Below are 24,508 nucleotides of genomic sequence, written 5' to 3' on the forward strand. Positions count from 1 at the left end.
CAACCGCTTAGCAGCTGTAATACATGCTGTATTCGATCGGGTGTGGCGTGTGCTCATAGGCATAGACCTCTTCCCATTTCAGGTCGATATAGGCCATGATCTGGTCTTTCGTGAACACGTCGCCTGCCAGCAGGAAGTCATGATCGGCGGCAAGGCTTTCCAGCGCTTCACGCAAGGACGCGCAAACCGTGGGGATGCCTTCCAACTCTTCGGGCGGCAGGTCGTACAGGTCCTTGTCCGACGCGGGGCCCGGATCGATCTTGTTCTTGATCCCGTCCAGACCCGCCATCAGCAGGGCGGCAAAGCACAGATAGGGGTTCGACGAAGGGTCAGGGAAGCGGGCTTCGACACGCTTTGCTTTCGGGCTTTCCGTCCATGGAATGCGAATGCAGCCAGAGCGGTTGCGGGCGGAATACGCACGCAGAACCGGGGCTTCGAAACCCGGGATCAGGCGCTTGTAGCTGTTGGTAGACGGGTTGGTGAAGGCGTTCAGCGTTTTCGCATGCTTCAGGATGCCGCCGATGAACCACAGCGCCTCTTGGCTGAGGTCCGCGTATTTGTCGCCAGCGAACAAGGGCTTGCCGTCTTTCCAGATCGACATGTTCACATGCATACCGGTGCCGTTGTCGCCCTTGACAGGCTTGGGCATAAAGGTCGCGGTTTTGCCATAGGCATCGGCCACGTTCTTGATGACATACTTGTATTTCATCAGTTCGTCGGCTTGCTTGGTCAGCGACCCAAAGATCAGCCCAAGTTCATGCTGCGCCGACGCCACCTCTGTGTGGTGCTTGTCGACCTTCATCCCCATTTCTTTCATGGTGGTCAGCATTTCCGAGCGCATGTCTTGGTTGGCATCGGTCGGGTTCATGGCAAAGTAATGCCCCTTCACGCCCGGACGATGGCCGCTATTGCCATGCTCGTAATCGGTGTCAGAGTTCCAGGCGGCTTCCTCGGCATCCACCTCGTAGCCAACCTTGTTGATCTTGTCGCTGAACTTGACGCTGTCGAAGACGAAGAATTCGGCTTCCGGCCCGAAATAGGACACGTCGCCAATGCCCGACGCTTTCAGATAGGCTTCGGCTTTTTCGGCGGTGCCGCGCGGGTCACGCTCATAGGGTTCATTCGTGTCCGGCTCTACGATCGAGGCGTGAATAGCCAGCGTCTTTTCGGCATAGAACGGGTCGATATAGACGCTCTCGGTGTCCAGAACCAGTTTCATGTCAGAGGCTTCGATGCCCTTCCAACCAGGAACCGACGACCCGTCGAACATGAAGCCTTCTTCAAGGAAGTCTTCATCAACAATGTCGTTGATGATGGTGACATGCAGCATGCGACCGCGCGGGTCGACAAAGCGGATGTCAAGATAGGCGACATCTTCCTCTTGCATCAATTTGAGAACGTCAGCAGCACTCATGTGTTTTCCCTTTGCTCTTGAACCGTTGTTTGGGAGTGTTCCGTGATGGCGTCGCGCTTACAGCGCGTCGTCGCCACTCTCGCCAGTGCGAATGCGGATCGCCTGCTCTACCGGAGAGACGAAAATCTTGCCGTCACCGATCTTGTCGGTGCGCGCTGCGGCGATGATCGCCTCGACCGCGCTTTCAACCTGATCATCCGGCAGCACCACTTCGACCTTCACCTTTGGCAGAAAATCGACCACATATTCGGCACCCCGATACAGTTCGGTATGCCCTTTCTGACGGCCGAAACCCTTTACTTCCAGCACAGAAAGCCCCTGCACGCCAATGTCTTGCAGGGCTTCCTTGACCTCATCCAGCTTGAATGGCTTGATGATGGCTTCGATCTTTTTCATGCGGTCGGCCTCCTCGGGTGTCGCAGCGCTCTGCGATGGCTTGATCCACGACAGATCATGTTCAGATACGGGCCACAATCTGATAAAGGTCGGGCTGGGAATGGAGCAATGGCGAAATCGACCCAAACGCCTATCTTTTAGGCATGTAGCATAATTTTTAATCTGAATGAAAATTCACGGTGTCCAAAAGTGACTGAAATTCTGACACCTGCCCAAATGCGCGCCACTGAACAGGCCGCGATTGATTCTGGCGCCGTCACCGGGCTGGCCCTAATGGAGCAGGCGGGCGCGGCCACGCGGGACTCAATCCTGTCATATTGGCCCGGCCTTGCGCGTGATCGCGCCCATGCGCGGGTGCTGTGCGGACCCGGCAACAATGGCGGCGATGGCTATGTGATTGCACGCCTGTTGATGGATCGTGGCTGGAAGGTGCAGGTTGTTGCCTTCGGCGCGCCAGACCATCTGCCGCCCGATGCCCGGCGCAACTTCGACCGCTACGAAGGCGCGCTGCTTGATGGGGCGACAGCGCCCCGTCCGTTCGAAGGCGATCTGTCGGTTGACGCCGTTTTTGGAACCGGGCTGTCACGCCCGATCAGCGATCCCACGATCTGTGGCTGGCTGGTCGAACATGACCGGTTCACAACCCGTGTCGGGGCCAGTGTGGCGGTTGACATCCCGTCAGGGCTGGACGCCAATAGCGGAAAGGTGCTGGACGGCTCTGCCTGCGCACGCTCTGCATTGACCGTGACCTTTCACCGCGCGAAACCGGGGCACTATCTGGCCCAAGGGCCAGATTATTGCGGCGCGCTGCATGTGGCGGGGATCGGGTTATGACATTTCGGCTGATCTCTCCTGACTGGTTGCCGGACCTGTCCAAGGCGCGCCTTGCCCACAAATACGACCACGGCCACGCCTTGGTTCTGGCCGGGGGGCATGGCAAAGGCGGCGCGGCGCGACTTTGTGCACGGGCGGCCTTGCGCACAGGGGCCGGGGCTGTGACCCTGTTGTGCCCCAGCAACGCGCTGACAGAAAATGCCTCGCAGCTTGACGCGATCATGCTGCGGCAATGCGACAGCCCCGAAGACCTGCGCAACTGCTTGGCCGATACGCGGCTGTCATCGGTCTGCCTTGGGCCGGGGTTGGGGCTGGGGCCCGAACAGGCGGCGCTTGTCGCAACCGCGCTTGCGCATGGGCGCGGCTTGGTGCTGGATGCCGACGCGATCACCCATTTGGCGCGCAGCCCCGAAATGGCCCAAACACTGCATGAAGGCTGTGTTCTGACACCACATGCAGGCGAGTTCGCACGCCTGTTCCCAGAAATCGCCGCCCGGCTAGACGCCCCGGCGACACGCGGCCCGGCCTATTCCAAGCTGGATGCCACGCGCGATGCAGCGCGGCTCATTGGCGCAACGGTTCTGTTCAAAGGCCCCGACACGGTGGTCGCCACCCCGAACGGGCAAGCGGCTCTGCACGCGGCTTGCTACGACCGCGCGGCTCCGTGGCTGGCCACGGCGGGCGCGGGCGACGTGTTGGCCGGTCTGATCTGCGGTTTGCTGGCGCGGGGGTATTCGCCATTTCACGCGGCCTGCTGGGGGGCGTATCTGCATGTCGATTGCGCCCGCACCTTCGGTCCCGGCCTAACCGCCGACGACCTGCCAGACATGCTGCCCCGCGTTCTGGCGCAGCTTACAGTGCCGGTTTGATGAGCGCTTTGGCCCCATCAATATCCAGACAGACCACCGAATCAAATTGTAGCTGGCACAGCGTCACCTGCCCCGGACAGCCCGCGCGCAGATCCACACCATCGACCAATCGCGCGGCGGGGCTGACGGTTGGTCGAGCGAACACAATCTGCGCGCGCCAATCATCTGCGCGCAGCATCTGACCGCCCCCGACCGTGAGCGGCGCCCGCCCCTTGCGCACAACACGCACCGTGGCATCGCCGCGCGCCTGCACCCGGCGAATGCCGCGCAATTCATGCAGATTACCGGATTCGTCTAACACCAGATCACCCGCCATAAGCGTGGCAACCGGTTGCCAGCCCATCAGCGTGCGAACGCGTGTGGAGCCGGCAAACCCCGCCGGCGCACTGGTCCGCGCACGGGTGGCGGGAAGCGGGGGCGCAAGAGAAATCGTGGTCATTGCAATATCCTCTATTTGCAGCCTAGCGTCAGAATATGACGGCCAGGTGAACATCTGCTGAACGCCTTACTGTTTCACTTAGCGCAACAATCGGCGCGGATTGCGGCGGAAATCGGGCCACTGCGTGTTGAGTTCTTGGCCCCGTGTAATTTTCCCCTCGCGCCCGCTGCACAGCTTTGCTAAAGCGCTGCGCATGCGGGTGTGGCGAAATTGGTAGACGCACCAGATTTAGGTTCTGGCGCCGCAAGGCGTGGGGGTTCAAGTCCCTCCACCCGCACCAGAAAACCCGGGCTAGATGGCGTTGAACATCGGGAAGCTGACACCGAGCGACCACGCCAAAACCAGGCCAAGGCCAATACCTGCGGCCGCAGGCAGGCCGGTGCGCCGGCCGACCCATCCGCCCATCGTGCCAAATAGCAAGAAGAACAGCACGATCACCGGCAGGATGATAACCAGAAAGAACAGGCCCTCGAAATCGAGCGCGACCGCCAACGCCAATGACGCAAGAAACGCCACGCGCAGCACCAACACGCGCCAGACAGGGGCGCGGCCACCTGCGCTGAGAATCGCATCGCCCAACAGGAAGGGCACCGCGCCAAGCGCCAATCCGGCGACCACGGGCACACGCCCGGCATGCGGCACGAAAGACGCGACATAGCGGTCCAGAACGCCGCCAAACACTGCAATGCCAAATACCGCCACCGCCCCTGCGACCCAGAAAGCGCGGGCCGGAAACTGGCCGCGCAACAGGCCCAGACGCCAGCAGAAAACCAGCGTTATCGCACCGTAAACGGCCAGATGCACCGCAAGGTAATCCGCAACCAGCACTGGCAGAAACCTAAGGTCAAACGGCGCAAGCAGCAGCGGTGTGACCAGCGCCGGGACAAGCGCCGCCAGCCAGAAACCGCGCCGCCCCGGCTGCGGGCATGCCATTCGCGCGCGCGGCAAACTGCGCGCCATAGGCCAGCCCAGCGCCGCGGTGGCCACCAGCAGCAGCGCGATCCACCCGCCGCGCGCAGGCACCGGGCCGTCGCTGCTACGCCCAAAAGCGGCATCCAGCCAATCTCGGGCCTCTGCCAAGGCGGTTTGGGAATATAGCACACCGACATGTTCAACCATCGGCGCTGCGACCGCACGCCGCCCGGTGCCCTGCGCGGGGTCGCCCGTGGTCTGGCCAAGTTGGGCCTCCGGGTCTGTCAGCCGCAACACGCGCAGCGATTCTTGCACCAGCCGCGTTTCCCATGCGCCCGACACGGCCAGCAGGTTGACAGGCTCTGCCCCGGTCACGGCTTGGCTGAACATCGACACCGCCACAACGGCATCGCCCGGCGGGTCGGACAGCGCCTGCCGGATCACAATGTCAGAGGCCATGGAATGCCCCAGATAGGCCAGCCGACCATCGGCGCGCGGATGAGCAAGGGCGGCACGCGCGACACGCGCGGTCTCTGCCATCAGCAGCCGCGTGGTGCCGTCGGGGGATGTGACATCCCCCGACATGGGCACCGGGTTGCGCCCGTGCCCCTCAAAATCGAAACTGGCGACAAGATAGCCTGCTTGCGCGAGGGTCAGGGCGAAAGGCTCCATCAACTGCCGTGACCCGGCAAAGCCATGGGCGATCACAACCACGGGCGCCTTTGCGTCAGTGTCGCGCAGATACAGGCTGGCGGGGGTTGTCCCGGTGCCCTCTAACGGGCGAATTGTCAGACCGGACCGGTCCTGTTCCAGCTGCCAGATTGACAGCGCCATCAGGATTGCAGCGATTGCGGCAAGAAGAACACGCATAAGTCAGGCTTCCGTCATTCCGATACTGCCAACAGTGAGCGCGGCAGGATGAAAAGAAAAGGGGCGACCGCGCCGCCGGGCGGCAGGCCATGCGGCCATAAACAGGCTTGATCCTGCGCCAAGCGCCCCTTAGTAAGGCGCAAATTTCCTCAGGCCGCCTCTCTGGCGGCCTGTCATTCATGCGAGGATGCCCATGCAAGTCACCGAAACGCTCAACGAAGGCCTGAAGCGCGGCTATACCATTACCGTCACAGCGGATGAACTGGCCGCGAAGGTCGATGAAAAGCTGGTTGAAGCCCAGCCGGAAATCGAGATGAAGGGCTTTCGCAAGGGCAAGGTGCCTATGGCGCTGCTGAAGAAGCAGTTTGGCCAACGCCTGTTGGGCGAGGCCATGCAAGACGCCGTGGATGGTGCCATGGAACAGCATTTCAAAGACAGCGGCGACCGTCCTGCCATGCAGCCCGAGGTCAAGATGACCAATGACGCATGGAAAGAAGGCGATGATGTTGTTGTATCGCTGAGCTACGAAGCATTGCCGGTGATCGAAATGCCCGCTCTGGATGGCGTTTCGTTGGAAAAACTGGTCGTCAAGGCAGAAGATTCGGCAGTGCAGGAAGCACTGGAGAACCTTGCGAAATCGGCCCAGAATTTCGACGACAAGGACGGCGCGGCAGAAAATGGCGACCAAGTCACGATGGATTTCGTCGGCAGCATTGACGGCGAACCGTTCGACGGTGGCGCAGCCGAAGACTTCCCGCTGGTGCTGGGGTCGGGCCAGTTCATCCCCGGCTTTGAAGAACAGCTGGTGGGCGTGAAAGCGGGCGACAGCAAGGACGCGACCGTCAAGTTCCCCGATGATTACGGCGCAGAGCACCTGGCCGGAAAAGAGGCCGTGTTCGCCTGCACGATCAAGGCCGTGAAAGCCCCGGCTGACGCCGCGATTGATGACGCGTTGGCCAAGCAGTTCGGCGCAGAAGATCTGGCGGCACTGAAATCGCAGATTTCCGAACGGTTGGAAGCGGAATATGCACAAGCATCGCGCGCGGTGCTGAAACGCGCCCTGCTGGACGCTCTGGACGACGCTGTCACTTTTGACCTGCCGCCGTCTTTGGTGGATGCCGAAAGCAAGCAGATCGCGCATCAACTGTGGCACGACGCCAACAAGGACACCACCGCAGCGCATGACCATTCGCATGGCGAAATCGAGCGCACCGAGGAAAGCGACAAGCTGGCCGTGCGCCGGGTGAAGCTGGGCCTGCTGCTGGCCGAAGTCGGCCAGAAAGCCGAGATCGAAGTTACCGACCAGGAAATGACCCAAGCCGTGATCGCACAGGCCCGTCAATATCCGGGTCAGGAACGGGCGTTCTTTGAGTTCATTCAAAAGAACCAACAGATGCAGCAGCAACTGCGCGCGCCGATTTTCGAGGACAAGGTGGTTGACCATATTCTTGAGAAAGTCACCGTGACCGAAAAGGAAGTCAGCAAGGATGAGCTGCAAAAAGCCGTCGAAACGCTGGAAGAAGACGGCGAATAAGCACGGCCGCATCGCTGTTTGAATGTCTTAAAGCCCTCACCCTTGGTGGGGGCTTTTTTCCATCTGTGGGCGCGGATCTGACGACCGGCACCACTTGCAGCACCCCGTCGGGATTGATGGGAACCCGTTTGGCCTTCGCACGGGGCGCAAACACAAATATGTCGGGTCATGTGGCGGCGAATGGACGCGCCACATCCGGGCACAGGGGCCGAAATGCTGCATTTGGGCGCATCGGGGCCACAGGGCCAAGCCTGAGCCATGACCCGACTGCTTTTGGTCACGCGTTTGCTTTTGCCCAGGCCCAAGCGCTAGTGGCACTGCATTGCGCCCTCGCCCTTTGCCGCAACGCGGGGACTATTCACCGGGCTGCGCGATCAGCGTGATGTCCGACAGGCTCAGCCCGCGCGCATTTGCGATCTGTGCAAGCACCTCTCCCGCCAGACGTATTTCGGCAAGGTCAGGTGCGTTAGGGTCAAAGGTGATGCTCAGGTCCGGCAGACCTTGGGCCGGGTCGTAGGTGAACTGTATTTCGTCTTCCTCCGCTGTGTAGTCGAGTATCTGGACCGGACCCGCCACCGCAGATGGGCCTGACAAGCGAAACTGGTCATTTCCCGCACCGCCGTGCAACAGATTGCCCGCCCCTGCGTGCAACAGGTCATTACCAGCGCCACCATTCAGAAAACTTGGCCCTGATTGCCCCAAGAGCGTGTCGTCACCATCGCCAGCCATGAGTGTGTTCACGCCACCCCCAGCGGATAGCAGGTCATTGCCCAAGCCCCCGATCAGGGTGTCGTCGCCGCCACTGCCGAACAGGGTGTCATCCCCCGCACCCCCGATCAGGCTGTCATCGCCGCTGCCGCCATCCAGCCAGTCATCCCCGCCATGACCGGCAAGATGATCCGCCCCGCCGTAACCGAGGATCGAATCGTTCATCGCACCGCCGCGCAGGCGGTTTTCGGTCAGGTCACCTTCCAGATGTTGCGGCGCCTCGGCGGGCTGCGGCGGGTAAGTGTCGGAACTGTGCACACGTTCCCCCAAACCATCGAACAGGCCCAGCGCCGGGCTGGACCCGGTTTCGCCCTGCGGCACTGTGGTCGCAACGTCGTCACTCTGGGCATCGGGATAATCCAAGAGCAATTGCAGCGGGGCAGATCCGCCTAGATCGGCAGCCGCTTCATCCGAGGGTGGATCATCCGCCTCCTCATCGGTGGTGGTGCCGCCAGACGGCTGCGGCGCGAATAAATCGCTGACCGACATGGCTGTCACACTCCCCAACAAACCCAAAAGCAACCACATGAAACACCTTTTTGCAATTTTGCCAGCGGGCCAGTTTCGCTGGGCAACCGGAAATGTTTTGCAAATGTTCGCAAAATGCCATGAAGAATCGCTTAACTTGGCCGCCCGCATTTCCGCTTTCCATTTCGGTGGCACTGGTCTATCTGTCCCGCCGTGCCATGGCTGACCGTGGCGCGAAGCTTGGCCTTGCTGGACGACATCCCGGCATGTGCCGTATCCGACCATCAACACAGGAGATCCCGATGTCGATCACTGCAGAAGACAAAGAAGCCACCATCAAGCAATTCGCGCGCGCCGAAGGTGACACTGGTTCGCCCGAAGTGCAGGTTGCCGTGCTGACCAAGCGCATTTCCAACCTGACCGAGCATTTCAAGACGCACAAGAAGGACAACCATTCCCGCCGCGGCCTGCTGAAGCTGGTCGCCACGCGCCGGAAACTGTTGGACTACCTGCGCGGCAAGGACGAAGCACGTTACCGCGTGCTGATCTCGAAGCTGGGCATCCGCCGCTAATCAGCCGCGCCCGGACCATGCAGCGCCCGCCTATGGCGGGCGTTTTGCGTTTCAGTGCAGACGTTCGAACCCGCCAAGGAAAATGTCGGTCGCCAGATCGGCATAATCCGCGCGGGATACCGGGCCACCGTCGCGGAACCACATATAGGCCCAGTTCATCATCCCGAATAGCGACATGGTCACCGCAGTCAGAATGGGGCGGCCTTGGTCGATATCGGGATGGATTGCGCGAATCACAGTTGCAAAGCGCCGCACGATGGCGCGTTCCAGCGCGACAATTTCCTGCCGCTGGGTGTCTGACAGCGTGCGTGTGCCGTTCAGTTGCACCATGTGGTAATCGTCGGCATCGCGGTATTGCTCCAGCACGGCATGGACCAGCGCGCGCAATTGGTCGCGTGGGGGCAAGGTTGCATTCTCGGCGGCCGCGATTGCGGCGTTCAGCTCGCTCAGATGCGTGCGGATAATGTCAAAGATCAGCGCATCTTTGCCGGGATAGTAATGATAGAGCAGCGCCTTGGACACATCGGCGCGCCCCGCGATCTGCGCCATCGACGCCTTGTCCATCCCGGCCTCGGCAAAGACCGCCGCCGCCGCGCGCAGGATTGCGCGTTGCTTTGCCTCAAAATCGTGCGCGCGCGAGCGGGCCATGTCAGACCGCTTTCGGGCGGTTGTCGACCACGCGCTTTGCCTTGCCCTCGGACCGGGGCGCGCCGCCGGGGGTATGGACAACCACCTTCGCGCTCACACCAAGGGTCGATTTTACATGATGTGCCAAATCGCGCGCGCTGGCGGCGCGGGCATCGTCCGTCGCGGCTTGCGGTGTGGCCTCTGCATGGATGGTCATGTCATCCATCCGGCCGGTGCGGGTCAGTTCAATCTGGAAATGCGGGGCAAGGCCAGCACATTTCAGGATTTGCTCTTCCACCTGCGTGGGAAAGATATTCACGCCGCGCAGGATGATCATGTCGTCACTTCGCCCGGTGATCTTCTCGATCCGCCGCATGGAGCGCGCGGTGCCCGGCAAAAGCCGTGTCAGGTCGCGCGTGCGGTAGCGGATGATCGGCAGCCCTTCCTTGGTCAGGGTCGTGAAAACCAACTCACCCATCTCGCCATCGGGCAAGACAGCGCCTGTTTCAGGATCAATGATCTCGGGGTAGAAGTGATCTTCCCACAGGTGCAAACCATCCTTCGTTTCCACGCATTCCTGCGCCACGCCCGGCCCCATCACTTCGGACAGGCCGTAAATGTCGACCGCGTGCATATCGAAGGCCTGTTCAATTTCGGCGCGCATGGCGTTGGTCCATGGCTCTGCGCCGAATATGCCCACGGCCAAGGATGTGTCGCGCGGGTCGATCCCGGCTTTATGGCAGGCATCGAGGATTGACAGCATGTAACTGGGCGTGACCATGATAACGCGCGGTTTGAAATCGGTAATCAGCGTGACCTGCCGTTCGGTCATGCCCCCCGACACGGGAACCACCGTGCAGCCCAGCCGTTCCGCCCCGTAATGCGCGCCAAGCCCGCCGGTGAACAACCCGTAGCCATAGGCCACATGCACGATGTCGCCTTTACGCCCACCTGCGGCCCGGATGGACCGCGCGACAAGATCGGCCCAGCGGTCGATATCGCCTTGGGTATAGCCCACGACCGTGGGTTTGCCCGTGGTGCCGGACGACGCATGCAACCGCACCAACTGCTCGCGCGGGGCAGCGAACATGCCGAAGGGGTAAGTGTCGCGCAGGTCGGCTTTGACGGTGAAGGGGAATTTCGCAAGGTCGGCCAGCGTGCGCAGGTCGTCGGGGTGCACACCCGCCGCGTCGAACTTGGCGCGGTAGAAGGACGACCCGGTATAGGCATGGGTCAGCGACCATTTCAGCCGCTCCAGTTGCAGGGCGGCAATCTCATCGCGCGAGGCGGTCTCGATCGGGTCCAGATCGCCCGGTTTGGGGGACAGGTCTTCCATGCTTACGCCTCCTCGCCCAGATGGGTGCCCTTTATGCTGCGGCTATGGCCGCGGAATTCCGCAACGACAGTGCCCGTGTCATCCCTTACGCGCACATCGTAGATGCCAGACCGCCCCCGGCGGTTCACCTCTTGCGCCGTCGCGGTCAGGCGCGTGCCGCGTGCGACCGGGTTCAGGAAACTGACCGCGCAATGCTGCGCGACAACGCGCTGGTTGTAGCTGTTGCACGCAAAGGCAAAGGCGCTGTCCGCGAGCGTGAAGATATAGCCGCCATGGCACATACCGTGGCCGTTGGTCATGTGGTCGGTGATGGTCATGGACAGGGTGGCATGGCCGGGGCCGACCGCGTCCAGCGACATGCCCAAGCGCTGGCTGGCGCTGTCATCGGCCCACATGGCATGGGCGCAGGCTTCGGCGAGGTCTTGCGGGGTCATGGTCATTGGCCCGTGAACCTTGCATCGCGTTTTTCAAGGAACGCGGTGACGCCTTCGGCATAATCTGCCGATGCCCCCGCGCGGCGCTGGTAGTCTTGTTCAAGGTCCAACTGCGCATCAAGGCTGTTGGTCGCCGCCGCCTGAATCGCCTGCTTGGTCAGGCCAAGGCCATAGGTTGGCCCCTTGGCCAGTTTCAACGCCAGCGCGCGGGCCTCTGGCATCAGGGCGTCATCCGGCACCGCGCGCCAGATCAACCCCCAATCGGCGGCTTGGGTGGCGCTTAGCGGTTCCCCCGTCAGCGCCAAGGCTTTCGCCCGCGCTTCGCCCAACAAGCGCGGCAAGGCCCAAGACCCGCCCGCATCGGGCACCAGCCCCAGCTTGGCGAAAGACTGCACGAACCGCGCCATGTCAGACGCCAGCACGATGTCGCATGCCAGCGCGATATTCGCGCCTGCGCCTGCGGCAACGCCGTTCACCGCTGCAACCACGGGCTTGGGCAGCGCGCGTATGGCGCGGATCAGCGGGTTGTAATAGGTGCCGATGGTCGCGCCTAGATCGGGCTTTGGCCCAGCTTTGCGCGGGTCGCGCTCGCCAAGGTCTTGGCCTGCGCAAAACCCGCGCCCGGCCCCGGTCAGCAGCACCGCGCGCACGGCCCCATCCTGCGCCGCGCGGTCGATCTGGGCGCGCAAGGCCATATGCATTTCAGGCGTGAAAGCGTTCAGCTTGTCGGGCCGGTTCAGCACCAGCTCCAACACACCGGTATCCAACCGGTGCAGCACCAAATCGTCAGGCATGGGCAACTCTCCTCCCAGAGTTGCCCAAGACTTACATAAGCTGACCGACCGGTCAATTCTGTTTCTGCATTACCCTGTTTTCAGCACACCACGCGCCACTTGGTCGGCTTCGATGCTTTCGAACAAAGCCTTGAAATTGCCCTCTCCAAACCCGTCATCCCCTTTGCGCTGGATGAATTCGAAAAAGATCGGCCCGACCATGGTTTTCGAGAAAATCTGAAGCAGGATCTTGGTTTCCCCGCCATCGACCACGCCTTCGCCGTCAATCAGGATGCCGTGTTTCGCCATCGCCGCAACCGGTTCCGAATGGCCGACAACGCGGTCATGGCTCATGTCGTAATAGCTTTGCGGGGGCTTGGGCATGAAGCGGATGCCGCGTTCGGCAATGGCGTCGGTGGCCGAATAAATATCCTCGGTTCCGACGGCGATATGCTGGATGCCTTCACCATTATAGCGCTTCAGGTATTCCACGATCTGCCCGGTTTCGCCCCGGTCCTCGTTGATGGGAATGCGGATGCGCCCGCAAGGCGAGGTCAGCGCGCGGCTGAACAAGCCCGTGTATTTGCCTTCGATATCGAAAAACCGGATCTCGCGGAAATTGAACAGGTCGCGGTAGAAGCTGAACCAGCGATCCATGTTGCCGGTGAACACGTTATGCGTCAGGTGGTCCAGATAGTAGAAGCCCACGCCTTCGGGCTTGGGCGCGGTGATCCACTCGAACCCGGCATAGGGGTTGGCACTGCCGTAATCCTCTATGAAATAGATCAATGACCCACCGATTCCGACAATCGCGGGCACATCTAGCAGCTTGCCGGGGGCGGTGTAAGGTGTGGCCCCCTTTGCCACGGCATGGTCGAACGCATGGCGGGCATCGACCACCCGCCAGCCCATCGCGGGCGCGCAGGGGCCATGCTCAGTCGCAAAGCGCGCGGCATGGCTGTCCGGGTCACTGTTCAGCACATAGGTGATATCGCCCTGTTGCCATAGCTCGATATCGCGGTGCCGGTGCCGCGCGGTCAGGGTATAGCCCATGGCGCGGAACTGGTTGCGCAGGCTTTCGGGGTCGGGATGCGCGAATTCGACAAATTCAAACCCGTCGGTTCCGGCGGGGTTTTCGGCGGAAATGGCGGCGCGCGGGGCAGCATGCGGGAAAGGGCCCATCGGGTGCTCCTATTGGCGAAGATGTATCTAAGCTACAGAATACCGCACGCGCCTTGCGGATTTCGCGCAAAGACTGGAAATTTTTGCACTATCATGCAACACTCGCGCAGATTTTCTTGAAAACTGCAAAGAACACGCATGCAAGACGCTATCGACCGCAAGATCCTCGCACAGCTTCAGCACAACGCCATGATGACCGCGCAAGAGCTGGGCGACCATGTGGGGCTGTCGGCGTCGCAAGCCGCGCGACGGCGGCAAAGGCTGGAAGAACAGGGCATTATCGAAGGCTACCGCGCCCGTATCGCGCCCGAGCGTGTCGGCTTGGGCGTGCAAGCCTTCGTGCAAGTTCAGATGGGCAATCACGACCCGGCGGGCGCGCAATCCTTTCGCCACCTGTTGGAAAGCCTGCCCGAAGTGGTCAATGCTTGGACCCTGACCGGAGAGGCCGATTACCTGCTGCGCATCTGGTGCGCCGATCTGGCGGCGCTGAACACGCTGATCCATGCGCGCATCCTACCCCATGCCGCCGTATCGCGGGTGCAAAGCCAGATCGTGATGGACCAGCTGAAACAGGCTGCCGCCCTGCCCGTCTGACCGCGCACTCTGGACAATTGGCCCCGCGCCAAGGCACAACGGCTGTATGCTGCCAAAGGATTGCAGAATGGACATTTCAGCACTGGCCCATGCCGTCTTGCGCGGCGAGCGGCGGGCGCTTGCCCGCGCGATCACGCTTGCGGAAAGCGGGCGCGCAGACCACCGGGCGCAGGCCACAGAACTGCTGGAAGACCTTGCGCAAAGCGGGCGGCAGGCCATTCGCATCGGGCTGTCGGGCACACCGGGCGTGGGTAAATCCACCTTCATCGAATCCTTCGGGCTAATGCTGATCGAACGCGGCTTGCGCGTGGCCGTGCTGGCGGTGGACCCGTCCAGCAAGCGCACCGGTGGGTCCATTCTGGGCGACAAGACGCGGATGGACCACCTGTCGCGCGCGCCCGAGGCCTTTATCCGACCCAGCCCCAGCCAGTCGCATCTGGGTGGCGTGGCACGCCGCACGCGCGACGCGGTGGCGCTATGCGAAGCAGCGGGCTTTGACGTGGTGCTGGTGGAAACTGTGGGCGTCGGCCAATCCGAAACCGTGGTCGCGGACCTGTCGGACGTGTTCTTGCTGCTGCTGGCTCCGGCAGGCGGTGACGAATTGCAAGGCGTGAAGCGCGGCATCATGGAAGCCGCCGACATGATTGTGGTCAACAAGGCAGATGGCGAGTTGAAAGCCACCGCCACCCGCACCTGCGCCGATTACGCGGGCGCGCTGCGCCTGCTGCGCAAACGGCCCGAAGACCCCGCCGGCTTTCCCAAGGCGATGACCGTCTCGGCACTGGAAAACAACGGGCTACCGGGCGTGTGGGAGGAAATCACGGCGCTGGTCGACTGGCGGCGCAAATTCGGCCATTGGGAGCGGCGCCGCGCCGAACAGGCCCGCCGCTGGTTCGAAGAAGAGCTGCGCGAAACCGTGCTGGCGCGCCTGCAAACGCCCCTTGCGCGCCGCATGAGCGCCAATCTGGGGGCGCAGGTCGAGGCCGGGCAGACATCGCCCGCGCGCGCGGCACAAACCATGTTGGCCGCAATCTGGCCAGAGATCGCAACATCGCCGGAATCGCTTGACGCGCCGAAGGATAGCGCCTAAGAGCAGCCATCAAGTTTCAGGCCCTTGCTTTGCAGGGCCGGTTTTATTTGTGCGGGCCACATGAAGGCCAGCCCGAGACAACAAGGAAAAACCCATGTCGCGCCGTTGCGAACTGACCGGAAAAGGCCCGATCACGGGCAACAACGTAAGCCACGCCAACAACAAGACCAAGCGTCGTTTCCTGCCAAACCTTCAGGACGTGTCGTTGCAGTCCGAAGCGCTGGGCCGCAGCTTCAAGCTGCGCGTGTCCTCGGCGGCGCTGCGCTCGGTCGATCACCGCGGCGGGCTGGACGCCTATCTGGCAAAAGCCAAGGACGAGGAACTGTCGTCCAACGCGCTGAAGATCAAGCGTGATCTGGCCAAGGCTGCATCAGCCGCCTGATTGCCCGAAACCGAAAGTTTCGAATCGCCCCCGGTGCACCCGGGGGCTTTTGCGTTGCATAAGGGCGCAAGCCCCGTTGCAATCGGGCGCGATCCGCCGTTAAACACTGTTGCGGGTCCCGTAGCTCAACTGGATAGAGCAGCCGACTTCTAATCGGCAGGTTGAGGGTTCAAGTCCTTCCGGGATCGCCACCGGCCCCATTTGTGTAAAGGAGGCATATGAATGCGCAACAGGGCGGTTTTTGCTGCGCACCGTGTCAAGTGTTATTTTTGAATTCTGGCGAACTATTCAATAAATTTCTGATATAAAACAACATTTCTGGAAGACCGCCGACTCCATCTCGTGGAGCCGGCTTTTCGCATCCAATTCGATTTCCGCCGATTGAAGCATCGCCGACGAGACTGTTCGGAGGATATTCTCGCTAGAGTTCGGCGGGAAACTCGTCAGAGGCTTTGATCATATCGGTAAGAACTTGATTCCGACGGGCCAGTGTTTCATGCCATTCCTGTGCCTGTCGATCTTTGAAGAACGATGCATCCGGGGCGAGCCGCTCCACCGCGGCCTCAACTTCATCGAGACTGACCCGGAAGAATTCCTTTCTCAAGTTCGCGTCATTCACCCGACGATCTGCGAACTCACGATGCAATGCAGCCTCGAGGGCCGGAGCTTCTTCGGAATAGATCATTGCATGCGTATCAAAGCTGAACGGCACACTTGCATCTCCCAGCTCTCGCACCCTGTCGTCAGGATCAAGGCGACGGGTAAGCCCGATCTTGACCACGTCTTCCCCGAATGACCCGATGTTCGAAATCACATAGACATACCCCGACTTGGTCATTTCGGCCATCGCCCGAGCCCGCTCTGTTTTTGCATGGGCCTCATCCAAGGCTGCCTGAAGTTCTGCGATCTTTGCCTCGTCGACACCGGCTTCAGACCGGGCTTTTTCCAAAAGCTGTTGAAAGCGAAGCTCCTCACGCTCAGCGGCCTCGGCTTCGGCAAGGAGTTTCTTCTCATCCCGTTCCGCCCGGGCCATTTCGGCACGTTCTTCCTTCTCGGCTTTCAGGCGTTCCCGGTATTCGTGGGTCAGATAAAGCTCCTCCAGTTTGAGGGCGACATAAGTGTCGTTTATGGTCAGGCGCATGGATTCATTGGCGCTGTTGATCTGCTTTGCCGCGGTCTGGATCCGCTTTTCCATGGCGTTCACATTGTTCCAACGGGTATTCGCAATGGCTGCCTCGCATTCATTGTTGAAGGCTCTCATGGTCAAACGGGTTTGCCGGTTGACCATGGCCTGTCCTTTCGACTTGCTGCCATCAACGGTCCAATCAGCAGGGCAGATTGTGGCTGTCTTCGAACTGACCATATCCTTCTGACGTTCCCGCACCGCCGTAATTGCGGCCTTGTAGGCCTCGCTGTCGGAGAAATCGAAATGGGGCTCATAGACGCCGAGTTCAGCAAATGACAGGCGCTCGTCATAGATTGCGACCTGTGCTGTTGATTGCCACTGAGATTTGACCCGGTAATCGCCAAAACTGTCATTGAGAATTGACCCATGTGCAACCTTGCCCCGGCTTGAACCAGCTGGGGGCAAATGGAGTGATCGACATGGGATTTTTGAAGGTAATCAGAACATGGGCGCTGCGAGACAAGATGCCCATTCGCGAGATTGCACGGCGCACGGGCATATCGCGCAGTGAGCGGTGACTGCCATCGGTTCGAAGGAACCGCGAACAATCAAGAAATATCTGCGGGAGGGGATTGTTGAACCGGCGTTTCAGACGCCGGATCGTCCTAGCAAGCTCGCCCCATATGCCAAGCAGCTGACAGCTTGGCTTGTCTCGGATCAGCGCAAATCACGCAAAGAGCGCCGGACGGCGAAGCTGATGCACGCCGATCTGGTGAAGCTGGGATATGACGGTTCCTACGAGCGTGTTGCGGCCTTCGTTCGTGAATGGAAAGGCGAACGCCAGCGCGCGTATCACACGACCGACCGGGGTGTCTTCGTGCCGCTTGTGTTCCAGCCGGGTGAAGCCTTTCAGTTTGATTGGAGCGAAGACTGGGCCTATGTCGGCGGTGAGCGGATCAAGCTGCAGGTCGCCCACGTTAAGCTGTCGCACAGCCGGGCATTTTTGGTGCGGGCCTATCTGCTGCAAACGCATGAGATGCTGTTCGATGCCCATTGGCATGCGTTCCGTGTCTTCGAAGGCGTGCCCGGTCGCGGCATCTATGACAGTGAGGCTTGGCCGCCATGGGTCCGAGGCCAGGCCGAACGAAGACGGCGGTCGACAAGGTCGGACTTGGCAAGAAGCGCGATGTGAATGCGCGGTTCACGGCGATGACCAGCCATTACGTTTTTGATCCCGAGTTCTGTAACCCGGCAGCGGGCTGGGAGAAGGGACAGGTCGAGAAGAATGTCCGCGACGCGCGCCGTCACGCCGGAGGCGTGCTTCCAGCACGACGCATGTGGCAGCTGATGCCGGCCTTTCCGGATCTGGATGCGCTGAATGCTTGGCTGGAAGAACGCTGTAAGCTGCTATGGGCAGAGACGGCGCATGGCACCTTGCCTGGCAGCATCGCAGATGTGTGGGCAGCCGAGAAGCCTGCGCTGATGGCGCTCCCCACAATGTTCGATGGCTTTGTCGAGGAAAGAAAGCGCGTCTCGCCGACATGCCTGATCAACTTTGATCGCACCCGTTATTCTGTGCCCGCCAGCTTTGCAAACCGCCCCGTCAGCCTTCGCATTTACCCTGAGCGGCTGGTGGTCGTCGCCGAGGGGCATGTGATTTGCACGCATGAGCGCATCATCGACCGGTCGCACCGCCAGCCGGGGCGCGTGATCTATGACTGGCGCCACTATCTGGCGGTGGTTCAGCGTAAACCCGGAGCGTTGCGCAATGGTGCTCCCTTTGTGGAAATGCCCGAACCCTTCCGCATGTTACAGGCGAAGATACTGCGCCAGCCCGGCGGGGACCGCGAGATGGTCGATATCCTGTCCTTGGTGCTGCACCATGACGAACAGGCCGTCCTGTGCGCCGTGGAATTGGCTCTGGAGGCGGGCGTGCCGACCAAGACCCATGTTCTGAACCTGCTCCACAGGCTGCTGGATGGCAAACTGACCGACCAGCCGGATGTGAACCCTCCTGCGGCCTTGACGCTGAGCAAAGAGCCCGAGGCCAATGTCGCGCGCTACGATGGGTTGCGCACCACGAGAGGAACACGCCATGCGTCATGACCCCGCCGGTGCAGCTCTCATCATCATGTTGCGCAGCCTTAAAATGCCAGGCATGGCGCAGGCCGTGCAGGATCTACTCGATCAGGGAGCGCCTGCATTCGAGGCTGCCATGCCGATCCTGTCGCAACTGCTAAAGGCTGAAATGGCCGAGCGCGAGGTGCGCTCGATCGCATATCACATGAAGGCAGCCCGCTTCCCAGCATACAAGGACTTGTCCGCGTTCGACTTTGCCGCCAGTGAAATGCGTGAAGCTCTGGTCCGCCAGCTCCATCGCTGCGAATTTCTGGATGGCGCAGAGAATGTGGTGCTGATCGGGGGGCCTGGCACAGGGAAATCGCATGTTGCGACGGCCCTCGGCATCCAGGCTATCGAGCATCACCGCAAGCGCGTGCGTTTCTTCTCGACGGTGGAATTGGTCAATGCCCTGGAACAAGAAAAGGCCCATGGCAAAGCCGGGAAGATCGCCGAGGCCCTGGTAAAAACCGATTTGGTGATCCTGGACGAACTGGGATACCTGCCATTCAGCGCCTCTGGCGGGGCCTTGCTCTTCCATCTTCTGAGCAAACTCTACGAGCGCACCAGCGTCATCATAACCACCAACCTGAGCTTCGCCGAGTGGGCTACGGTCTTTGGTGACGCCAAAATGACCACCGCGCTGCTCGATCGCCTCACCCACCGCTGCCACATTCTGGAGACCGGCAATGACAGCTACCGCTTCAAGGCCAGCTCAGAAACAGCGAAAAAGAAACGGAAGGAAACACCAGCATTGACGCCATCATGATACGCAGAACATAACCACTGGGTGGGTCAGTTCTCGGTGACAATGCCGGGTCAAATCTCAGTGGCAATCAACAGGCGCGGCTTGTGCTTGAAAACAGCAAAACTGCTGACCTTACCTTGACGCCTGATCGGGTCACACCCGGCTAATTCGGCACTTGCCATCAAACAGGGATATATAGAGTAACTTTGCCGATACTGCTGAATTTGCAGTCGCTTAGGGAGGGTATGCGGCGCATCGAATCGCTTGGGCGTGCAGTCATATGCCCCATCCACAATTGCCGCAAAATCACCCGAAACGGGACGGTAATTTCCCTACCAGTGCCGCATTTCTGCCCCGGCCAATAATCATGGTTAACACATCAAACAACGAGGCAGTTACCATGAAACCGACCCCGCAGACCCCTCGCCCCTCTTTGGCACTGGATGCGATTCTGTCCATCAAGGGCATGCCACGCCGCCTGAGCGAGCGTTACGACGCGCTTGAACTGGAACGTGACGAAGCCCTGCCCAAGCGCGGGCATATCAGACACTGACCGTCACACCCGGCAAATTCAGCGCGGTCAGAAGGTCGCGCACCTCTTGCCGGGCGGCGATATGGGACATGGTCATTGTCTCACCGCCGACATCTTTCAGGTCAAGCAATGTCAGGCCCTTGGGGAACAGTTCGCGGAAGATCACCCGCTCGCTGAAGCCCGGCGCAATGCGAAACCCAATCCGCTTGGCCAATTCTTCCAGCGCCGCGCCGACCTTGCGCTTGTTGTGCATGGCGGTGGTGCCCAGACGGTTGCGCAGCACGATCCAATCCAGCGGGCGCATCCCCGCTTCGGCGCGGGTTTGGCGCGCTTTCCAGACCATTTCGGAATAAATTGACGGGGCCAGCACGCGGCCCGTGTCCGGGTCCGTCCGGGCCAGCAGGTCAAAGTCGATAAAGCTGTCATTGATGGGCGTAATCAGCGTGTTGGCGACCGAATGCGCGAATTGGCTGTAGCGGGTATGTGACCCCGGACAGTCGATCAGCAGGAAATCAAACTGGTCCTGCGCGGCTTCCAGCACCGCGCTCATCCGGGCATCGGCAAGGTTCGCGCCCGCGGGAAGGGTGGCGGCATCAAGCTCTGGCAAGGGCATGAAGACGGGGCAAGGCAGATCATGCGCGTCCCGCGCCATGAAGGCACGACGATTCTCGATATAGCGGCCAAAGCTAAGCTGGCGCAGATCCAGATCCATCGCCGCCACGCGCCAACCCATCCGCGCCAGCGCAACAGAGACATGCATCGACATGGTCGATTTGCCCGACCCGCCCTTCTCATTGCCGATGGTGATGATATGCGTCACGTTTGTTCCCCGCTTGTTCGAAGGGCACACCTACGCCGGGCCGACGCTTGGTGCAAGCGGGCGGCAGGTATGAAAAAAGGCGCAAAGACCTGTGCCCTTGCGCCCCGTGTTTCGTTTCGGACCGGGTTTAGAAGCCCAAACCGGCGTATTTGTTCTTGAACTTCGACACACGGCCACCGGCGTCCATCAGGCGGGTGCTGCCGCCGGTCCATGCCGGGTGCACGGAAGGGTCGATATCCAGCGCCAGCGTATCGCCTTCGGCGCCCCAGGTCGATTTCATCTGGACAATCGTGCCGTCGGTCATCTTGACGTTAATCAAGTGATAATCGGGATGCGTATCTGCTTTCATGGTCGCGCTCCTCAGGCTTGGTCTTTTAGCTGACGGTAGTTGGTCTTTTCGGCGATACGCGCCGATTTGCCACGACGATCACGCAGGTAATACAGTTTCGCACGACGCACCTTGCCGCGGCGAACCACTTCGATGCTGTCGATATTGGTCGAATACAGCGGGAAGATACGTTCCACGCCTTCGCCAAAAGAGATTTTGCGCACGGTGAACGAGGCGGCAATGCCGGTTCCGTGACGACGGCTGATGCAGACGCCTTCAAAGTTCTGCACGCGCGAACGGGTGCCTTCGGTCACTTTATAGCCGACGCGAATGGTGTCGCCGGACTTGAAATCCGGGATGGTCTTGCCGAGTTCAGCGATCTGCTCGGCCTCTAGCTGTGCGATCAGGTTCATCGCATGTCCTTTCATATATCCGTGGTTTGCCCACGTCTTGATGATGCCGGTCAGAGCTCTGGTCTTCGACCGGGTCCACCGCAGTGCCCGCCAGAGAATGCCCAAACGTATTTATCCGCGCTGTTGACCCGGTTTGCCCCGACCGAAGCTAGGGGGCTGCACACGCCAAACAGGCCATAACCCGATTCCGGGTATGACAGCGCGGGCTATAGGCTTTTCGCCCAACTGCGTCAAGCGTTGGTGGGTATATCAAAGCCCGGCGGCGCAAGGGTGAAGCCGTCGAACCGAAAGCCGGGCGATACGGTGCAGCCGACCAGCGACCACTCCCCCATCGATTCGGCGGCCTGCCAATGATGCGGCGGCACGATGGCTTGCGGCCTGTGGCCCTGCATCACATCGCCCAGAACGGTGCGGTTGGCCGGGCCTTCGTCGCTGGCCGCGATGTGCAGCGCCAAGGGGCTTCCCGAGTGAAAATGCCAGATTTCGGCGGCATCGACCTTGTGCCAATGGCTGCGCTCTGTGGCTTGCAACAGGAACAAGATGGCGGTGCCTGCCGGGCGCGCATTGGCCTCGGCCTCGGCCATCCATGTCTGACGATACCAGCCGCCCTCTGGGTGAGGTTCCAGCCTGAAACGGGCGATCAACTCGGCAGCGGTGGTCATGATGCGTCCTTTCAGCCCAGAAGTGCGGTCAACCCGTCCCAAACCAGCTTGATGCCGACCAACCCGATCATGCCATACATCAGCGGGTAAAACACCTCTGCGCGCAGGTGTTTCACGATCCGCGCCCCCAGCAGGGTAGAGCCGACCGCCAAGGGCAGCAACACCAGCGCGCTTGTCAGCGTGGCCGTGTTGAACTGACCCAAGGCCGCATAAGGCACCAGCTTGACCACGTTCACGGCAGAGAAGAAAATGACCGTCGTCCCGGTATAAATACGCGGATCAAAGCCAAGCGGCAGGGCATAGACCTGAAAGGGCGGACCGCCCGCATGGGCGACGAAACTGGTAAAGCCCGCGACCCCGCCCCAGAAGGTGCCCCGCGTGGCGCTTTGCCCGCGTGGGGCGACCGGCCCGCCGCGCCGGTCCAGCACCATGCGCGCGACAAAGCCCAGCGCTACAATCCCCACCAGCAGGCGCACCATTGCTTCGGGCGTGTAGGCCGCCGTCAGGCCGCCCAAGGCGATCCCTAGCAACGCGCCGGGCAGTGTGTGCCACAGGGTTGCGCGGTCAAACCATCCGCGCCACGCCCAAAGGCTGACGGCATCCATCATCAGCAGCACCGGCAATAGCAGCGCCGCCGCTTGCACCGGCGACATGGCCAGCGACAGGATCGGAACGCCCATCAGCGCGAAGGCCCCGCCAAGCCCGCCCTTGGACAGCCCAACAAGAAAGACCGCGACAAGCGCCGCGGTCAGACTTGTAACATCGCTGAACAGGGTCAGACCGGCAACAGCCTGCATCAGCCAACCCGGTAATTCGGGCTTTCGCGGGTGATCTGCACGTCATGCACATGGCTTTCCTTCAGCCCGGCATTGGTGATGCGCACGAATTCGCAGCCGCCGCGCATTTCGGCCACGGTGGCATTGCCGGTATAGCCCATCGCCGCGCGCAAGCCGCCGACCATCTGGTGCAACACATTGCCGACAGAGCCTTTATAAGGCACTTGCCCTTCAATCCCTTCGGGCACCAGCTTGTCGCTGGCGGCATCCTTTTGGAAATAGCGGTCGGCAGATCCGCGCGCCATGGCACCAAGGCTGCCCATGCCGCGATAGGATTTGAAGCTGCGGCCTTGATACAGGATCACCTCGCCCGGTGCCTCATCCGTGCCAGCAATCGCACTGCCGACCATGGCGCAGCTTGCACCCGCCGCGATGGCCTTGGCGAAATCGCCCGACATTTTGATCCCGCCATCGGCGATGATGGGCACATCCCCCGCCGCTTCGGCGCAATCCATGATCGCGGTCAGTTGCGGCACACCAACACCGGCCACAACCCGCGTGGTGCAGATGGAACCGGGGCCAATGCCCACCTTCACGGCATCTGCACCGGCGTCGATCAGTGCGCGCGTCGCGGTCGCCGTTGCCACATTCCCCGCGACGACCCGCGCATTGGGCGCTTCGGCCTTGATCCGGGCAACCGCCTTGGCCACGCCTTCGGAATGGCCATGCGCGGTGTCAATCACAACCAGATCCACGCCCGCATCAATCAGCGCCATCGAGCGTTCATAGCCCGCATCGCCGACGGTGCTGGCTGCGGCCACACGCAAACGGCCCAGATTATCCTTGCAGGCCGTCGGATTCAGCACGGCGCGATCAATGTCGCGCAGGGTCAGCAGACCAGTCAGCCGCCCCTCTTCATCGGTGACAAGCAGCTTTTCAATGCGCCGCGCCTGCATCAGGCTGCGCGCTTCCTCGCGGTCGGCAGGTTCGCGCAGGATGGCAAGGTTATCCGCGCTCATCATAGCCTTGACCGGGGTCGAATCGTCGCTGGCAAAGCGCATGTCGCGGTTGGTGACAATGCCCAGCACGCGGCCCCTTTCGTCCACGACCGGAAAGCCGGTCACGTTATAGCGCGCTTGCAATGCTTTTGCGTCTTGCAGCGTCTGGTCGGGGGTCAGAGTGACCGGGTTATAGACGATCCCCGATTCGAACCGCTTCACGCGGCGGACGGCTTCGGCCTGTTCGTCCACCGTCAGGTTGCGGTGCACAACACCCATGCCCCCGGCCTGTGCCATGGCAATCGCCATCGGGGCTTCGGTGACCGTATCCATCGCCGAGGACAGCAGCGGAATGTTCAGGCGAATGTCCTTGGTCACAAACGTAGATGTATCTGCCGTGCTGGGCATCACCTTGGAGGCGGCGGGCACCAGCAGAACGTCATCGAATGTATATGCCTCGCGAATCTTCATCACCGCTCTCCTGATTTTGGTG

26 protein-coding genes, 2 tRNA genes and 1 pseudogene are annotated in these 24,508 nt (G+C 61.1%); 12 read left to right on the plus strand and 17 right to left on the minus strand.

Features of this window, described 5'->3' with window-relative positions:
• Positions 1-7: 7 nt before the first annotated feature.
• Together glnA and AWT76_RS14500 are read right to left on the minus strand one after the other, a co-directional pair.
• Entirely contained in the window at positions 8-1,414 is a 1,407-nt protein-coding gene (gene glnA / locus AWT76_RS14495) for a type I glutamate--ammonia ligase (RefSeq protein WP_072246970.1), read from the minus strand.
• 57 nt (positions 1,415-1,471) lie between these two features.
• The gene (locus AWT76_RS14500) at positions 1,472-1,810 is read right to left on the minus strand and encodes a P-II family nitrogen regulator (RefSeq protein ID WP_072246971.1); all 339 of its coding nucleotides are present in this window, start codon (positions 1,808-1,810) and stop codon (positions 1,472-1,474) included.
• Positions 1,811-1,999: 189 nt separating this feature from the next.
• Between AWT76_RS14500 and AWT76_RS17235 the strand changes: the two genes are divergently transcribed.
• Together AWT76_RS17235 and AWT76_RS17240 are read left to right on the plus strand one after the other, a co-directional pair.
• Complete coding sequence (locus AWT76_RS17235) at positions 2,000-2,644, plus strand: NAD(P)H-hydrate epimerase (protein ID WP_342667178.1); 645 nt, start codon at positions 2,000-2,002, stop codon at positions 2,642-2,644.
• Positions 2,641-3,513 (plus strand): NAD(P)H-hydrate dehydratase, encoded by an 873-nt coding sequence (locus AWT76_RS17240; RefSeq protein WP_342667179.1) that lies wholly within the window; start codon positions 2,641-2,643, stop codon positions 3,511-3,513. Before AWT76_RS17235 ends, AWT76_RS17240 begins: the two co-directional genes overlap by 4 nt.
• Here the strand turns inward: AWT76_RS17240 and AWT76_RS14510 are convergent.
• Positions 3,497-3,952: a Hint domain-containing protein gene (locus tag AWT76_RS14510; protein WP_141655973.1), complete on the minus strand. Its 456-nt coding sequence runs from the start codon at positions 3,950-3,952 to the stop codon at positions 3,497-3,499. The genes AWT76_RS17240 and AWT76_RS14510 overlap by 17 nt on opposite strands.
• Before the next feature lie 195 nt (positions 3,953-4,147).
• Here AWT76_RS14510 and AWT76_RS14515 point away from each other — a divergent pair.
• Positions 4,148-4,232 (plus strand) — tRNA-Leu (locus tag AWT76_RS14515).
• Positions 4,233-4,243: 11 nt separating this feature from the next.
• Here AWT76_RS14515 and AWT76_RS14520 read toward each other — a convergent pair.
• The gene (locus AWT76_RS14520; protein ID WP_072246973.1) at positions 4,244-5,734 is read right to left on the minus strand and encodes an alpha/beta fold hydrolase; all 1,491 of its coding nucleotides are present in this window, start codon (positions 5,732-5,734) and stop codon (positions 4,244-4,246) included.
• Positions 5,735-5,927: 193 nt separating this feature from the next.
• Between AWT76_RS14520 and tig the strand changes: the two genes are divergently transcribed.
• Positions 5,928-7,268: a trigger factor gene (gene tig / locus AWT76_RS14525; protein WP_072246974.1), complete on the plus strand. Its 1,341-nt coding sequence runs from the start codon at positions 5,928-5,930 to the stop codon at positions 7,266-7,268.
• A gap of 354 nt (positions 7,269-7,622) precedes the next feature.
• Here the strand turns inward: tig and AWT76_RS14530 are convergent, their stop codons facing one another.
• Positions 7,623-8,564: a calcium-binding protein gene (locus AWT76_RS14530; protein WP_072246975.1), complete on the minus strand. Its 942-nt coding sequence runs from the start codon at positions 8,562-8,564 to the stop codon at positions 7,623-7,625.
• A 242-nt stretch (positions 8,565-8,806) separates the two neighbouring features.
• Between AWT76_RS14530 and rpsO the strand changes: the two genes are divergently transcribed.
• On the plus strand, positions 8,807-9,076 hold the full coding sequence (rpsO, locus tag AWT76_RS14535) for a 30S ribosomal protein S15 (protein WP_072247745.1): 270 nt from the start codon (positions 8,807-8,809) through the stop codon (positions 9,074-9,076).
• Between the two features lie 51 nt (positions 9,077-9,127).
• On the opposite strand, the gene AWT76_RS14540 is transcribed toward rpsO, so the two are convergent.
• The 5 genes from AWT76_RS14540 to hppD all read right to left on the minus strand — a co-directional run bounded on the left by AWT76_RS14540 (position 9,128) and on the right by hppD (position 13,428).
• Entirely contained in the window at positions 9,128-9,724 is a 597-nt protein-coding gene (locus AWT76_RS14540; RefSeq protein WP_072246976.1) for a TetR-type transcription factor C-terminal domain-containing protein, read from the minus strand.
• Position 9,725: 1 nt separating this feature from the next.
• A complete protein-coding gene (gene paaK / locus AWT76_RS14545; RefSeq protein ID WP_072246977.1) occupies positions 9,726-11,039 on the minus strand; it encodes a phenylacetate--CoA ligase PaaK in 1,314 nt (437 codons plus the stop codon).
• A 2-nt stretch (positions 11,040-11,041) separates the two neighbouring features.
• A complete protein-coding gene (gene paaI, locus AWT76_RS14550) occupies positions 11,042-11,473 on the minus strand; it encodes a hydroxyphenylacetyl-CoA thioesterase PaaI (RefSeq protein ID WP_072247746.1) in 432 nt (143 codons plus the stop codon).
• Between the two features lie 2 nt (positions 11,474-11,475).
• On the minus strand, positions 11,476-12,267 hold the full coding sequence (paaG, locus tag AWT76_RS14555; protein WP_072246978.1) for a 2-(1,2-epoxy-1,2-dihydrophenyl)acetyl-CoA isomerase PaaG: 792 nt from the start codon (positions 12,265-12,267) through the stop codon (positions 11,476-11,478).
• A 69-nt stretch (positions 12,268-12,336) separates the two neighbouring features.
• Positions 12,337-13,428 carry a 4-hydroxyphenylpyruvate dioxygenase gene (gene hppD, locus AWT76_RS14560; RefSeq protein ID WP_072246979.1) on the minus strand — a complete coding sequence of 364 codons (1,092 nt, stop codon included), beginning with the start codon at positions 13,426-13,428 and terminating at the stop codon, positions 12,337-12,339.
• Positions 13,429-13,566: 138 nt separating this feature from the next.
• On the opposite strand from hppD, the gene AWT76_RS14565 reads away from it, so the two are divergent.
• The 4 genes from AWT76_RS14565 (at position 13,567) to AWT76_RS14580 (ending at position 15,685) form a co-directional block, all read left to right on the plus strand.
• Positions 13,567-14,022: an Lrp/AsnC family transcriptional regulator gene (locus AWT76_RS14565; RefSeq protein ID WP_072246980.1), complete on the plus strand. Its 456-nt coding sequence runs from the start codon at positions 13,567-13,569 to the stop codon at positions 14,020-14,022.
• Between the two features lie 67 nt (positions 14,023-14,089).
• Positions 14,090-15,112: a methylmalonyl Co-A mutase-associated GTPase MeaB gene (meaB, locus tag AWT76_RS14570; RefSeq protein WP_072246981.1), complete on the plus strand. Its 1,023-nt coding sequence runs from the start codon at positions 14,090-14,092 to the stop codon at positions 15,110-15,112.
• A gap of 94 nt (positions 15,113-15,206) precedes the next feature.
• Entirely contained in the window at positions 15,207-15,494 is a 288-nt protein-coding gene (gene rpmB / locus AWT76_RS14575) for a 50S ribosomal protein L28 (protein WP_072246982.1), read from the plus strand.
• 114 nt (positions 15,495-15,608) lie between these two features.
• A tRNA-Arg gene (locus tag AWT76_RS14580) sits at positions 15,609-15,685 on the plus strand.
• Between the two features lie 230 nt (positions 15,686-15,915).
• Here AWT76_RS14580 and AWT76_RS14585 read toward each other — a convergent pair.
• On the minus strand, positions 15,916-17,085 hold the full coding sequence (locus tag AWT76_RS14585; protein ID WP_245638824.1) for an SNIPE associated domain-containing protein: 1,170 nt from the start codon (positions 17,083-17,085) through the stop codon (positions 15,916-15,918).
• Between the two features lie 14 nt (positions 17,086-17,099).
• Here AWT76_RS14585 and istA point away from each other — a divergent pair.
• The 3 genes and pseudogenes from istA (at position 17,100) to AWT76_RS17030 (ending at position 20,039) form a co-directional block, all read left to right on the plus strand.
• Positions 17,100-18,726, plus strand: a pseudogene (gene istA, locus AWT76_RS14590) (IS21 family transposase).
• Positions 18,716-19,507, plus strand: a complete 792-nt coding sequence (gene istB, locus AWT76_RS14595; RefSeq protein WP_072246983.1) for an IS21-like element helper ATPase IstB — start codon at positions 18,716-18,718, stop codon at positions 19,505-19,507. The pseudogene istA and the gene istB overlap by 11 nt, the downstream one beginning before the upstream one ends.
• A 379-nt stretch (positions 19,508-19,886) precedes the next feature.
• Positions 19,887-20,039, plus strand: coding sequence for a hypothetical protein (locus AWT76_RS17030; protein ID WP_176699410.1), 153 nt, complete (start codon positions 19,887-19,889; stop codon positions 20,037-20,039).
• Here AWT76_RS17030 and AWT76_RS14600 read toward each other — a convergent pair.
• The 6 genes from AWT76_RS14600 to guaB all read right to left on the minus strand — a co-directional run bounded on the left by AWT76_RS14600 (position 20,029) and on the right by guaB (position 24,486).
• Positions 20,029-20,838 carry a division plane positioning ATPase MipZ gene (locus tag AWT76_RS14600; RefSeq protein WP_072246984.1) on the minus strand — a complete coding sequence of 270 codons (810 nt, stop codon included), beginning with the start codon at positions 20,836-20,838 and terminating at the stop codon, positions 20,029-20,031. The genes AWT76_RS17030 and AWT76_RS14600 overlap by 11 nt on opposite strands.
• A 127-nt stretch (positions 20,839-20,965) precedes the next feature.
• Entirely contained in the window at positions 20,966-21,187 is a 222-nt protein-coding gene (gene rpmE / locus AWT76_RS14605) for a 50S ribosomal protein L31 (RefSeq protein ID WP_072246985.1), read from the minus strand.
• 11 nt (positions 21,188-21,198) lie between these two features.
• Positions 21,199-21,579, minus strand: a complete 381-nt coding sequence (gene rplS, locus AWT76_RS14610) for a 50S ribosomal protein L19 (RefSeq protein ID WP_072247747.1) — start codon at positions 21,577-21,579, stop codon at positions 21,199-21,201.
• Positions 21,580-21,809: 230 nt separating this feature from the next.
• Positions 21,810-22,241 (minus strand): cupin domain-containing protein, encoded by a 432-nt coding sequence (locus tag AWT76_RS14615; RefSeq protein WP_072246986.1) that lies wholly within the window; start codon positions 22,239-22,241, stop codon positions 21,810-21,812.
• An 11-nt stretch (positions 22,242-22,252) separates the two neighbouring features.
• Positions 22,253-23,038 (minus strand): sulfite exporter TauE/SafE family protein, encoded by a 786-nt coding sequence (locus AWT76_RS14620; RefSeq protein ID WP_072246987.1) that lies wholly within the window; start codon positions 23,036-23,038, stop codon positions 22,253-22,255.
• Positions 23,038-24,486 carry an IMP dehydrogenase gene (guaB, locus tag AWT76_RS14625; protein WP_072246988.1) on the minus strand — a complete coding sequence of 483 codons (1,449 nt, stop codon included), beginning with the start codon at positions 24,484-24,486 and terminating at the stop codon, positions 23,038-23,040. The genes AWT76_RS14620 and guaB overlap by 1 nt, the downstream gene beginning before the upstream one ends.
• Positions 24,487-24,508 lie beyond the last annotated feature (22 nt).

It is taken from the genome of Roseibaca calidilacus (genome assembly GCF_001517585.1).
Lineage (GTDB): Bacteria > Pseudomonadota > Alphaproteobacteria > Rhodobacterales > Rhodobacteraceae > Roseinatronobacter > Roseinatronobacter calidilacus.